The organism is Microbacterium sp. zg-B96, from assembly GCF_030246865.1.
Lineage (GTDB): Bacteria > Actinomycetota > Actinomycetes > Actinomycetales > Microbacteriaceae > Microbacterium.
The window spans coordinates 2,411,174-2,423,144 of sequence record NZ_CP126738.1 but is presented as its reverse complement, the minus strand read 5'-3'; the positions used below and the strand labels follow the sequence as shown (position 1 = coordinate 2,423,144).

The following is an 11,971-nucleotide window of genomic DNA, read 5'->3' as shown; positions in this document are numbered from 1 at the left end:
CGGTATAGTTTGACCGGTACTTTAATACCGAACCGGTTGGAGCGCTTGATGATCGAGATCTTCCGTTCATCGGAGGTCGACCGTGCCCGGTCCGCTGGCGCAGTGGTCGCGAACATACTGCACGAATTGCGCGAGCGGTCCACTGTAGGGGTGAACCTCCTGGATATCGATGAGTGGGCGCGCAAGCTCATCGTGGCGGCTGGCGCGCAGTCCTGCTACGTCGATTACGCGCCGTCGTTCGGCAACGGGCCCTTCGGGCACTACATCTGTTTGGCCGTGAACGACGCGGTTCTTCACGGGTTGCCGCATGACTACGCGCTCCGGGATGGGGACCTTGTCACCCTGGATCTCGCGGTCCTCAAGAATGGGATGGCCGCGGATGCCGCAGTCAGCTTCATCGTCGGGCCGACCAAACCCGCAAGCAGTATCCGACTCATCGAGGCCACCGAGAACGCTCTTGCGGCCGCCATCGACGCAGCTCTTCCGGGGAACCGTATCGGCGACATCTCGTACGCCATCGGCTCCGTGCTCGAGGAAGCCGGGTACTCGATCAACACGGAGTTCGGCGGACATGGGATCGGTTCCGTCATGCACGGCGACCCGCACATACCGAATACTGGACGCCCTGGCCGTGGGTACAAGCTGCGCCCCGGTCTGCTTCTCGCCCTCGAACCCTGGGTGATGGAAGACACGGACGCTCTGATCACTGACCCGGACGGATGGACCCTTCGCAGCGCTACAGGCTGTCGCACAGCGCACAGCGAGCACACCATCGCGATCACCACGGGCACCGCCGAGATTCTCACCGCGCCGCGCTAATCGGAAGGCATGCCCCGCTACAGCCCTATGCGAACGTAGGTCGGTCCCGTAGCGCGCGGGTTAGGTGCTGGCGTGAGTTGTCAGTTCGACTCGGACGAAGGGGAGTTCGTCGCGGGTTAGGACGACAGTGACTTGGGCAGAGTCGTCGAGTTCGGTTCCGGCGGCGAAGACATGCGGATCTGTGTCGATCAGGACCGCCGGGTGGTCGATTCCATCGATGCGGAGGATGGCATCGTGTTGCACGGCGGCGGTGGTGATGTCGGGTGCCGGGGGGAGGCTGCCGGCCCTGCCGTCGAGTCCTCGTTCTGGCCGGAAGTTGGTGTTCAGCACCTCGGTGGTGTGATCGACGAGCGCTTCGGCGATCGAGGGCCGTTCCGCTGGGTCGCGGTACCAGCTGGTCCTCACGGCCTCCCAGAGCATGGGGTAACGCTGCCGCTCGGTCAGTTCGATGAGCCATTTCGGTAGCGGCCAAGGCGGGACCTCGTCCAGCGCGCGCGTGACCTCTTCGTCGAGATCCGCCAGGTTGGCAGGGTCAGCCCGATCTGCAGGGTTACGGATCACGATGTACGAAAACCCGACCTGCGCGTTACGCAAGCCGGCGCTGTCCGATCCGTTGCCGATCGAGGATGGGCCGAACATCTCGATCGTCGGCTGAGGAGCCAACCCGAGCACCGGGATCGGCCACTGCGCGATGCGTTCCCACTGTGCGTCCATCGGGTCCGGCGAGTCCACGCCGAGGACTCCTTCGAACTCATAACGAGCAGATCCCATGCGACCGAGTCTCCTCTACGTCTGCGCCCAAACGCCACGGCGATGATCGACGCGTGGATTCTCTACAGCCGTTCATCAGGCTCGGCGACATTCGAGCGCTGGTTTATCCCCGCGGCGGTCGACGGTCTTCGGGGCTGCACCACACGGAGCGCAAGCCGGTGGTCGAGCGAGCGTTGGTTTCCGGTACCGACGGTCGATCGCGAGCCGGTCGATCAGCGTGCGTGCGTTTCGGCCCGGCAGGTGGCGATGCGATGTGCGGGCAGTACTGGGCTGATTCAGTGGCTGTGGAGCGTTGCCCAGGCGAGGAGGCCGTCGATTCGTCGAATGTCGGCGCCCTTGGTGAGCTTCACCTTGATGTGGCCGGCTTTCGTCCACAACTCCACCTCAGCGTCGCGGTCCAGCATGCCGCCGGCGTTCTCCGTCGACCACATGTGGATCGAGCTGTAGGGCAGCGAGTAGATCTCGATCTTCTTTCCGGTGATGCCTTGCGCGTCACGGACGATGAGCCGCTTGGTTGTGAAGGTAGCCGAGTCGCGGAAGGTCTTGAAGGACGCAACGGGAGCCTCACCTTCGACGAGCAGTTCGTTCACGTCGGCAGGTGTCGGGATCTCCTTCTGCAGTGTCCAGGCAAGGATGGCGGCAGTTTCGGCCATGAAATGAGCTCCCATGTGATTCGAGCGCTGGCCCTACGCCGCGCAGTGCGCTCAGGCTACCGCGCGAGGACGGCGCCGCCCCGGCTCGAGTAGTGGCTTGTGGCCGACCCCGCTACAGGCTCAACGAGGCAAGCAGAGAGCCCCGGCGAGCGGAAGCCGGTCCTCGATCGGGCGCGTTCGTGTCCGCGGTCGTCAACTATGGTCGTCGCGGCAGCCGCGTCGCAGAGGACCCGCCCGCACGAATTCTCAAAGAGCGGACCCTATGTGATGTCGAGCATCCTGACAGCCTCTCTGAGGCCCGTGGAAGCCGGCCGGTCGAAGCCGAAGACGGCAACGCGCGCAGGCAGGTTGTATGGGTGCTTTGCGTTTCGGAAATACAGCGATCGAGCGCGACGCACTCCCTGCCGAGGAGCGGGAGTATCTATGGGCAGCACCTATCCGGACGCGAAAGCGACCGGGAGACGGCATGCGATCAGGTGCTCAAGCTCGGAGGTAGGCGACCTGCGCGGAATCCGCACCAACGGCGAAAAGGTTGACGAGGCGAAGATTGGAGTGGGCCCCGTGGGGCTCGAACCCACGACCCGCGGATTAAAAGTCCGATGCTCTACCGACTGAGCTAGAGGCCCTCGACATCTAGCCTAGTCGGCCCTCAGCCGTTGCCGTTCCCAGGCCCCCCGTTGCCGTTGTTGTTGCCCGGTCCACGGTTGTTGTTGCCGGGGCCGCCACCGTTCCCGTTGTTGCCCGGCCCGCCGTCCTTCGCGGGGTCGGGTTTCTCCGCGGGTCCGGGTTTGTCCGCGGGTCCGGGTTTGTCCGCGGGTCCGGCGGGCGACTCCTTCTCCACTACCGGCGCGGGCGCCTCTTGCTCAACCACCGGCGCGGGCGCCTCGGTCTCGATCACCGGTGCCGGCTCCTCCTCAATCACCGGTGCCGGCTCCTCCTCCGTCGGGGTCACGACGGGCGCGGGGTCCTCCACTGCGGGCGCGGTGGGGGTGGGTGTCGGACGCAATGTGGACAGTGCGGCGATCCCCGCTCCGGCCAGCGCGAGCAGCAGCAGCACGATGACGGCAGCCAAGATCAGGCGGCGGCGCCGATCCGCCGGCGGAGCCTCAACGCGGTCCTCAGCACCGCCAGGCCCGACCGGGGAAATCTGCGTCACCGCCGTCTCACCCGCCACCGACGGCGGGAGGATCAGCGACAACGGAGCCGTCGGCGGATCCGCCGACGCCGGCTTGCCCGAGGCATCCGCCGGCACCAGCGCCTGCGTCGTCTGGTCCGTCACAGTCGAAGCGGCCCCAGCAACGGCACCGACGGCACCGGCCGGAGCCCCCCCGCGCGCCGACCCCGTGAGCTGCGCCGCGGCAGTCGCCACCTCCAGCGCGGTGGGCCGATCCTCGGGCCGCATCGCCGTCATCCGCCGCAGCAGCGACCACCACGGCTGCGGCAGCGTCTCGGGCACCGGCGGCGGGTCCAGGAGCCGCGCCATCAGGGCGCCGATCCCCTCGGCATCCGCCCACGGCCGCGCGCCGGTGAGCGCCTCGATGAGCATGATGCCGAAGGCGTAGATGTCCGCGGGCGGCGCGGGTGACTCGCCGCGCGCCTGCTCCGGCGCGAGGTAGGCGGCGGTGCCTAGAACCAGCCCCGGCTCGGTCGCCCGGGTGGAATCCTGCAGGTACGCGATGCCGAAGTCCGCCAGCTTCGCCCGCCACCGCTCGCCGTCCAGGGGCGAGCGCCACAGCAGCACGTTCGACGGCTTGATGTCGCGGTGCACGACACCCGCGATGTGCGCGACGTGCATACCCTCGGCGATGTCGACGGCGATGCCCGCGAGTTCTTCGGCATCCATCGCCCCCTGCGCCATGCGATCGCGCAGCGTGACTCCCGGCACGTACTCCATCACCAGATACGTCGGTTCGTCCTCGCTGGTCGCGATGCGCGCGTCGAACAGCGTCACCAGGCAGGGGTGGCTGAGGGATGCCAGCGTCAGCGTCTCCGCCCGCGCCCGCTCGACCGAGCCCAGGCCGTCGACGTGCCCGCGCATCACCTTGATCGCGATCGTGCGCTGCAGGTGCTCGTCTTCGGCCCGGTATACGCGCGCCGCCCCGCCGGCGCCGATGTGCTCGATCAGGCGGTAGCGCTGATCGAGCAGCTCTCCGGTGGAGACGCCGTCCACCCCAGAATCGATCATTCTTCCCCCTGCCGTCGCGGCACCCAGAGCCGCCCACTCGCCTCTCACACGTTAGCCCCGCCGCCACGCCGCAATATCACACTTGACGCGGGCCCCTCAACGGTGCAACGGCCGCCGACGCCCCCAGAGCGCCGGCGGCCGCACCGCCCACCACGGGCCGCGGCCCCCCCGCCGCGACCCGGGTCGATCACTGTGCCGGAGGCATCAGCACCGTGTCGAGCAGGTAGACGGTGGCATTTTCGGTCTGCACGCCGCCGCAGATGACCATGGCGTCGTTGACCATCCACTCATCCCCAGAGCCGGTCACTTCGATGTCCGCGCCCTGCAGCGTCGTGTGAGTGCCGGCGATGTCCGCAGGATCCACCCGGCCATCGACCACGTGGTACGTCAGGATCGACGTCAACGTGTCGGTGTCGGTCTTCAGCGACTCGATCGTGGCCTCATCGATCTTCGCGAACGCGTCGTCCACCGGAGCGAACACCGTGTACTCGCCGCCGTTGAGCGTCTCCACCAGATTCACCTCGGGGTTCAGTTGGCCGCTGACGGCGGCGGTGAGCGTGGTGAGCACCGGACTGGTGGATGCCGCGGTGGCCACCGGTACCTGGGACATCTCCTCGATCGAGCCCGGTCCATCCGGGACGGCCTCGGCGTAGTCCTCGCAGCCGGCTCCGACGAGCATCGCCGTGGCATCCATCGCCTCCGGCGTCATGGATTCCTCCGTCATCGTGTCCGTCGCCTCGTCGGTGGTGTCGCCGCCCATCGTGCATGCCGACAGCGCGAACGCGCCCGCCAGCGTGAGAGTCAGAGCTGCGGTGATCTTCTTCTTGGTGCTGAGCATCATGTCCTCCGTTGTCGGTACCGCCTCACTGCGGCGATGACAGGTGTTCGGAGCGGTCGCCGGATCGGATGGGATGCGACGCCGCGGCATCCGCGATCGCCTACTCGTCCCCGCCCTGCAGGGCAAGCCCTCTGGCGGCAGGCAGGGTGGCGTGCATGCTGGGGGCGATGGTCATCGACGGGGTGGAGGAGCCCGAGGACGGCGTGACGCGCGATCGCGCCGCCGACCTCCTCGTTCGCGTGGCCGCCGGAGACAAGGCCGCGTTCGCGCGGCTGTACGACCTGCTCGTGCCGCGCGTGTTCGGTCTGATCGTGCGCGTGCTGGTGGACCGCGCGCAGAGCGAAGAGGTGCTGCAGGAGGTGTTCCTGGAGGTGTGGCAATCCGCCGCGCGGTTCGCTCCGAACAAGGGACAGGGGAGAGCGTGGGTCCTCACGATCGCCCACCGCCGCGCGGTGGATCGGGTGCGGGCCTCGCAGTCGAGCAGTGACCGTGACGTGCGTGCGGGGCTGCGCGACATCGACGTCGCCCACGACGGTGTCGCCGAGCAGGTGGAACTGAAGCTGGAGGGGGAGAAGGTGGCCGGTGCGCTGTCGACCCTTCCCGATCCGCAGCGCGAGGCGATCGTCCTGGCGTACTACGGCGGCTACAGTCAGAGCGAAATCTCGACCCTGGTGGGGGCACCCCTGGGGACGATCAAGACCCGGATGCGTGACGGCCTGTCGCGCCTGCGCACGGCGATGGGGGTGACCGCATGAACGAGCAGGAGTTCGCCGAGCTCGCCGCCGGTCACGCCCTCCACGCCCTGTCGCCCGACGATGAGGCGCGGTACCTCGAGGCGCTGGCGGAGCGGCCGGAGTGGGAGAGCGTGGCGCTGGCGGATGCCGCCGCCGTGGCGTCCCTCGCCGACGGCGTCGCCGATGCCGTCCCGCCGCTGACGATGCGCTCGAACCTGCTGGCACGCATCGCGCATTTGCCGCAGGAGGCGGTGGTGGTGGCGGATGCTCCGGCGGTCGCGCCCGTGGTCGACGCGGAGGTTCCGGATGCGGATGCCACGCGCGTTGTTCCGGTGGTTGAGGCCGAGGCTCCGGATGCGGACGCGACGCGCGTTGTTCCGGCGGTCGCGGCTGAGCCCCCGGTCGCGGATGTCACTGTCGTGGTGCCGGCGGTCGACGCCGAAGATGCCGCGGCGGAGCCCGACACCGCCGACGCCTCGCCGGAGACCACCGACACCGACACCGACACCGCCACCGCCTCGCCGGAGACCACCGACACGGATCCCCTCGACAGGCTCCTGCGGGAAGGGACGACCGGCCGGCCGACCGACGCCATGCCCCTCAGCGCCGATGCGCTGACGGTGGTGTTCGCGCCGGGTGCCGTGCCGCCACCGGGCACCGGCCGAGACGAGCCGGTGCCCACCACCACGACGACGCAGGCTATCGTGCGCCGCAGCTGGACCCGCGCGCTGCTCGCGCTCGCCGCGTGCATGGCGCTGCTCGTGGGGATCGGGCTCGGCGCGGGGGCGCTGTACAACTGGCTCAACCGTCCCGCCGCGCTGGTCGCGCTGGAGCAGATCGAATCCGCGCCCGACGCGCAGTCGGTCACCGTCACCGAGGAGGGGCTGTCGGCCACCGCCTACTGGTCGGAGCAGGTCGGCGAGGCCGTTGTCGTCTCGGAGGGGCTTCCTGCGATCACCGAGGACGAGACGTTCGAGCTGTGGCTCATCCGGGACGACGAACCGATCTCCGCGGGCACCTTCGCGGCCGAAGGCGCGACTGCCACCGCAGCCGTGGAGGGCGAGATTCAACCGGGAGACGTGATCGCCATCACGGTGGAGCCTGCCGGGGGAGCGCCTGGTGGCATCCCGACGGGTGACCCGATCGTCGCGGTCCCCACGGCCTGACGCCGGCCGGCCCTCCGGGGGCGCGGGTAGCCTGGATTGATGACCGACGACGCCGGCAACCACTTTCACAAGCCCGTCCGGCGACCCTCGGAGACGTTCGACCGGCTGTTCGCGGCGGAGGATCCGGCCGAGGTGTCGCGGGTCGCGCACGCCACCGCGCACGCGCTGCTGACCCGGGTGCGGGAGCAGCAGGACGCCGACGTCGTGGAGCGTCTCGTCGGATTCACCGATAGCCACGGCATCCACGACATTGCGGAGCTGTGGTCGCGCGCGCCCGCCCGTTCGCTGCCCGGTGCGCTGTGGCGGCTGTACCTGCTGCAGCTGATGATCCACGACGACCCGCAGACGGCGGCGCTGCTGTACGACCGGGGCCGGCTTGCGATCGTCACAGTCGACCCGGTCGTCGCCGGGGCGCCCACGCCCGCCGGGCCGGAGGAGCTGGTGGCGCTGGTGGACACGATCCTGCGGGGGCTGTTCACCGGGGACTTCGCGGTGGCGCTGGAGCGGGCGGCGGCGTTCTGCCGGGTGCAGGCCACCGGGGCAACGCATCTGGCCGACGACTATGACGCGACCGAATCCGACCGCGCCACGGCCCTGACCACGCGCGCGCTGCGGCTGTCGACCTACGCCGGCGACCTCGCCTCGTGCGCCGCGCTCTGGCGCCGCGACTCGCTGACCTGACCTGACATCCGCCGACGCTGAGACCACAGCTGGTCGCCGAGACCGTGGGAACCTCCCATCGTTTCGGCGACCAGCTGTGGTCTCACGGGCCGAGGGAGGCCGGGAAAGAAGGTGCCGGGCCGCAGAACGCCTCTCGGCGCGAGGCCGCTCAAAGCGGCAGAAGATGGAGCCCGGGGTTACTGCGGCCCGGCTGGTCAAGTGTAACCGAGGCTCGGTGGCGGGGCATTCCCCGTCACAATTCAGGCTGTGCGGACCAAACGGCCCCGGATGCCGCGGTTCTCGTCCGCTCAGCCTGAATTCCGACGGCGCAACGTCGCTAGGCTCACGTCATGGCTTGGCGATTCGCGCTCACGATCGACCCCGCGGACCCCTCCGACCCCCGCGACTCGTTCGCCGACACGTTCACGGTGATCGACCCGTCCGCACCCGCGCTGAGCGTCGGCGAGCTCAGCACGCAGCGCGGCGACGGCATCTTCGAGTCCATCGGCGTCATCGACGGCCACCCGCAGGAGACCACCGCCCACCTGGAACGCCTCGCCCACTCCGCGCGACTGTGCGACCTGCCCGAACCCCACCTGACGCAGTGGCGCCAGGCCATCGACAGCGCCGCCGCAGCCTGCGGCCCGGGGGAGTCGGTGATCAAGCTCATCCTCAGCCGCGGCGTCGAGCACGGCCCCGCGCCCACCGCGTGGGTCACCGCCGCGACCGCCCCCGGCCGCAGCGCCGTCCGGGAGCACGGCGTGCGGGTCGTGACCCTCGACCGCGGCTACGCGATGGACGTCCCCGCGCGCGCGCCGTGGCTGCTGCTGGGCGCGAAGACCCTGTCCTACGCGGTCAACATGGCCGCACTCCGCGAGGCGCACCGCCGCGGCGCCGACGACGCGATCTTCGTCAGCTCCGACGGGTTCGTGCTGGAAGCGCCCACCGCCTCGCTCATCCTGCGCCGCGGCGACACGTTCGTCACCCCCGCGCCCAACGGCGGCATCCTGCACGGCACCACCCAGCTGAGCGTGTTCGCCCAACTCGAGGCGCAGGGGTTCGCCACCGCGTACGAGACGATCCCGCTGGCGGATCTGACGGCAGCGGATGCCGCGTGGCTGGTGTCCAGCGTGCGGCTGGCCGCGCCCATCACCGCGATCGACGGGGCCGCGCTCCCGGTGGATGCCGAGCTGACGGCATCCATCAACCGGTACCTGCTGAGCCCCCGCGATTGAGCCCGCGAGGCCCGCACCTCACCCGAAGCGGCCGGAGACGTAGTCCTCGGTGGCCTTCTGCGACGGGGTCGTGAAGATCGTGTTGGTGTCGGCATACTCGATGAGCTTGCCGGGCTTGCCGGTGCCGGCGATGTTGAAGAACGCGGTGCGGTCGGACACCCGCGAGGCCTGCTGCATGTTGTGCGTCACGATCACGATCGTGTAGTCCGCCTTCAGCTCCTCGATGAGTTCCTCGATCGCGTAGGTCGAGATGGGGTCCAGCGCCGAGCAGGGCTCGTCCATCAGCAGCACCTGCGGCGACACTGCGATCGCCCGCGCGATGCACAGTCGCTGCTGCTGCCCGCCGGACAGCCCCGACCCGGGTCGGTCGAGGCGGTCCTTGACCTCGTTCCACAGGTTCGCGCCCTTGAGGGACTTCTCCACCAGCTCATCCGCGTCGGACTTCGAGATGCGCCGGTTGTTGAGCTTGACGCCGGCCAGCACGTTCTCGCGGATCGACATCGTGGGGAAGGGGTTGGGGCGCTGGAAGACCATGCCGACCTGTCGGCGCACCAGCACCGGATCGACGGTGGGGCCGTACAGGTTGTCGCCGTCCAGCAGCACCTCGCCCTCGACACGCGCGCCGGGGATGACCTCGTGCATGCGGTTGAGGGTGCGCAGGAACGTGGACTTGCCGCATCCGGACGGACCGATGAACGCGGTCACGCTGCGGGGCTCGATCTCGAGCGAGACGCCCTCCACGGCCAGGAAGTCGCCGTAGTAGACGTTGAGGTCGTTGACTTCGATGCTCTTTGACACCTGGGGTATTCCTTCGGGTTGGAGATTCGGATGCCGCGTCAGCGGCCCATCTTGGGAGCGAAGATGCGCGCGACCAGTCGCGCGACGAGGTTCAGCACCATGACGATGACGATCAGCACGAGGGCGCCGGCCCACGCGCGGTCGAGGTACGCCCAGCTGGGGATTCCCTGGTTCATGTACTGGGTGTAGACGAACACCGGCAGTGACGCCATGCGCCCCTCGAACAGGTTGTAGTTCATGGAGGTGGCCATGCCGGCGGTGATCAGCAGCGGCGCGGTCTCACCGATCACGCGGGAGATCGACAGCATGATGCCGGTCGTGATGCCGGCGATGGAGGTGGGGAGCACCACCTTCACGATCGTCAGCCACTTCGGCACGCCCAGCGCGTACGCCGCCTCGCGCAGCTCGTTGGGGACGAGCCGCAGCATCTCCTCGGTGGAGCGGACGACGACCGGGATCATCAGCACCGACAGTGCGACGGCGCCCATGATGCCCAGGCGGACGCCCGGGCCGAAGAACAGTGCGAACAGGGCGAACGCGAACAGGCCGGCGACGATCGAGGGGATGCCGGTCATCACGTCCACGAGGAACGTGATGCCGCGGGCGAGGCGCCGGTCGGCGCCGTACTCGATGAGGTAGATCGCGGTGAACAGGCCGATCGGGATCGAGATGATCGCGGCGGCCAGCGTCATCAGCAGGGTGCCGACGATCGCGTGCAGCGCCCCGCCGCCCTCGCCGACGACGTTGCGCATCGAGTGGGTGAAGAACTCCGCAGACAGGCCGGCGATGCCGTTGGTGAGCACGGTGATCGCCACCGACACCAGCGGCACCATTGCGATGAGGAACGCGACGGTCACCACCCCGGTTACCAGGCGATCCACGCCCTTGCGGCGGCCCTCGATGACCGAGGAGATCGTCGTGATCAGCGCGAGGTAGACCAGCGCGGAGACGATGGCCCAGCCGGCGATGTTGAACGCGGTGCCGGCGGCCAGCGTGATGACGCCGAACAGCAGTGCGACGGTGGCGGCGGAGACCGCCAGCAGCACCCAGGGCGCCCAGCGGGGGAGACGTCCGCTGGTCAGGCGCATCGAGTCGGCGTCGGTTTTCGGTGGTGCGGGCGCCGGGGCGGGAGCGGTGGTGACAGTCATCAGTTGGCTCCCGAGAATTCCTTGCGGCGGCTGACGATCCAGCGCGCGAGCGCGTTGACCGCGAAGGTGACGATGAACAGGATCAGCCCCGTCGCGATCAGCACGTTGACGTTGGTTCCGTATGCCTCGGGGAAGGTGAGGGCGATGTTGGCGGGGATCGTGCTGGGGTTGTCGGGGGTGAACAGCCGGAACGTGACGATGCCGGTGGCCGAGAGCACCATGGCCACGGCCATCGTTTCGCCCAGCGCACGGCCGAGACCCAGCATGGATGCCGAGACGATGCCGGAGCGGCCGAACGGGAAGACGGCCATCTTGATCATCTCCCACCGCGTTGCCCCGAGGGCGAGGGCCGCCTCTTCGTGCAGGCGCGGGGTCTGCAGGAAGATCTCGCGGCAGATCGCGGTGATGATGGGCACGATCATCACCGCCAGCACGACGGACGCGGTGAAGATGGTGCGGCCCGTCGAGGAGGCGGGGCCGGCGAACAGCGGGAACCAGCCCAGGTTGGTGACGAACCAGCTGTAGACCGGCTGCACCGCCGGGGCGAGCACCATGATGCCCCACAGGCCGAAGACGACCGAGGGGACGGCGGCGAGCAGGTCCACGGCGTAGCCGAGCGCCTGCGCGAGGCGGCGGGGCGCGAAGTGGGAGATGAACAGCGCGACGGCCACCGACAGCGGCACCGCGATGAGCAGGGCGATGAATGACGCCCACACGGTGCCGAACGCCAGCGGTCCGACGTACTCCCAGAAGTTGCTGCTCAGCAGTGACGCATCCTCGTTCGTGGCGGCGATGCCCGGCAGGGACTGCACGACGAGGAAGATCGCGACCGCGGCGAGTGTGGCGAGGATCATCGACCCCGCGAACAGTGCGGTGCCCGAGAACACGCGGTCGCCCACGCGCTGCGGGGGTTTGGCCGGTGCGGTCGCGGTGACCGGGGCGGGGGTGGTGGTCATGGCTTCCT

At 68.9% G+C, this 11,971-nt stretch carries 12 protein-coding genes and 1 tRNA gene; 5 read left to right on the top strand and 8 right to left on the bottom strand.

The window, feature by feature from the left end; all coding sequences use genetic code 11:
- The first annotated feature begins 48 nt into the window (after positions 1 to 48).
- A complete protein-coding gene (gene map, locus QNO11_RS11310) occupies positions 49 to 819 on the top strand; it encodes a type I methionyl aminopeptidase (RefSeq protein WP_257508180.1) in 771 nt (256 codons plus the stop codon).
- Between the two features lie 60 nt (positions 820 to 879).
- On the opposite strand, the gene QNO11_RS11305 is transcribed toward map, so the two are convergent.
- The 5 genes from QNO11_RS11305 to QNO11_RS11285 form a co-directional block, all read right to left on the bottom strand.
- A complete protein-coding gene (locus tag QNO11_RS11305) occupies positions 880 to 1,551 on the bottom strand; it encodes a protein kinase family protein (protein WP_257508181.1) in 672 nt (223 codons plus the stop codon).
- Between the two features lie 314 nt (positions 1,552 to 1,865).
- Positions 1,866 to 2,243: a PH domain-containing protein gene (locus tag QNO11_RS11300; RefSeq protein ID WP_257508182.1), complete on the bottom strand. Its 378-nt coding sequence runs from the start codon at positions 2,241 to 2,243 to the stop codon at positions 1,866 to 1,868.
- Positions 2,244 to 2,796: 553 nt separating this feature from the next.
- Positions 2,797 to 2,869, bottom strand: a tRNA-Lys gene (locus QNO11_RS11295).
- Between the two features lie 23 nt (positions 2,870 to 2,892).
- Entirely contained in the window at positions 2,893 to 4,428 is a 1,536-nt protein-coding gene (locus tag QNO11_RS11290) for a serine/threonine-protein kinase (RefSeq protein ID WP_285169236.1), read from the bottom strand.
- A 187-nt stretch (positions 4,429 to 4,615) separates the two neighbouring features.
- Complete coding sequence (locus tag QNO11_RS11285; protein WP_257508740.1) at positions 4,616 to 5,266, bottom strand: fasciclin domain-containing protein; 651 nt, start codon at positions 5,264 to 5,266, stop codon at positions 4,616 to 4,618.
- A 155-nt stretch (positions 5,267 to 5,421) separates the two neighbouring features.
- On the opposite strand from QNO11_RS11285, the gene sigK reads away from it, so the two are divergent.
- The 4 genes from sigK (at position 5,422) to QNO11_RS11265 (ending at position 9,061) form a co-directional block, all read left to right on the top strand.
- Positions 5,422 to 6,021, top strand: coding sequence for an ECF RNA polymerase sigma factor SigK (gene sigK / locus QNO11_RS11280; protein ID WP_257508183.1), 600 nt, complete (start codon positions 5,422 to 5,424; stop codon positions 6,019 to 6,021).
- A complete protein-coding gene (locus QNO11_RS11275; protein WP_257508184.1) occupies positions 6,018 to 7,166 on the top strand; it encodes an anti-sigma factor in 1,149 nt (382 codons plus the stop codon). Before sigK ends, QNO11_RS11275 begins: the two co-directional genes overlap by 4 nt.
- A gap of 39 nt (positions 7,167 to 7,205) precedes the next feature.
- The gene (locus QNO11_RS11270) at positions 7,206 to 7,847 is read left to right on the top strand and encodes a DNA-directed RNA polymerase subunit beta (protein ID WP_257508185.1); all 642 of its coding nucleotides are present in this window, start codon (positions 7,206 to 7,208) and stop codon (positions 7,845 to 7,847) included.
- A 329-nt stretch (positions 7,848 to 8,176) separates the two neighbouring features.
- Positions 8,177 to 9,061: an aminodeoxychorismate lyase gene (locus QNO11_RS11265; RefSeq protein WP_257508186.1), complete on the top strand. Its 885-nt coding sequence runs from the start codon at positions 8,177 to 8,179 to the stop codon at positions 9,059 to 9,061.
- Positions 9,062 to 9,079: 18 nt separating this feature from the next.
- Here the strand turns inward: QNO11_RS11265 and pstB are convergent, their stop codons facing one another.
- From pstB to pstC, 3 genes are read right to left on the bottom strand one after another with little or no spacing between them, the layout of a single operon-like run.
- Positions 9,080 to 9,859, bottom strand: a complete 780-nt coding sequence (gene pstB, locus QNO11_RS11260; RefSeq protein ID WP_257508187.1) for a phosphate ABC transporter ATP-binding protein PstB — start codon at positions 9,857 to 9,859, stop codon at positions 9,080 to 9,082.
- A gap of 38 nt (positions 9,860 to 9,897) precedes the next feature.
- Positions 9,898 to 11,007 (bottom strand): phosphate ABC transporter permease PstA, encoded by a 1,110-nt coding sequence (pstA, locus tag QNO11_RS11255; protein WP_257508188.1) that lies wholly within the window; start codon positions 11,005 to 11,007, stop codon positions 9,898 to 9,900.
- A complete protein-coding gene (gene pstC, locus QNO11_RS11250; protein WP_257508189.1) occupies positions 11,007 to 11,963 on the bottom strand; it encodes a phosphate ABC transporter permease subunit PstC in 957 nt (318 codons plus the stop codon). The genes pstA and pstC overlap by 1 nt, the downstream gene beginning before the upstream one ends.
- Positions 11,964 to 11,971 lie beyond the last annotated feature (8 nt).

Coding starts and splice junctions, on each gene's coding strand:
- QNO11_RS11265 (WP_257508186.1), top strand. CDS start 8,177: ATGGCTTGGCGATTCGCGCTCACGATCGACCCCGCGGACCCCTCCGAC.
- QNO11_RS11290 (WP_285169236.1), bottom strand. CDS start 4,428: ATGATCGATTCTGGGGTGGACGGCGTCTCCACCGGAGAGCTGCTCGAT.
- pstA (WP_257508188.1), bottom strand. CDS start 11,007: ATGACTGTCACCACCGCTCCCGCCCCGGCGCCCGCACCACCGAAAACC.
- sigK (WP_257508183.1), top strand. CDS start 5,422: ATGCTGGGGGCGATGGTCATCGACGGGGTGGAGGAGCCCGAGGACGGC.
- QNO11_RS11270 (WP_257508185.1), top strand. CDS start 7,206: ATGACCGACGACGCCGGCAACCACTTTCACAAGCCCGTCCGGCGACCC.
- pstC (WP_257508189.1), bottom strand. CDS start 11,963: ATGACCACCACCCCCGCCCCGGTCACCGCGACCGCACCGGCCAAACCC.
- QNO11_RS11275 (WP_257508184.1), top strand. CDS start 6,018: ATGAACGAGCAGGAGTTCGCCGAGCTCGCCGCCGGTCACGCCCTCCAC.
- QNO11_RS11285 (WP_257508740.1), bottom strand. CDS start 5,266: ATGCTCAGCACCAAGAAGAAGATCACCGCAGCTCTGACTCTCACGCTG.
- QNO11_RS11300 (WP_257508182.1), bottom strand. CDS start 2,243: ATGGCCGAAACTGCCGCCATCCTTGCCTGGACACTGCAGAAGGAGATC.
- map (WP_257508180.1), top strand. CDS start 49: ATGATCGAGATCTTCCGTTCATCGGAGGTCGACCGTGCCCGGTCCGCT.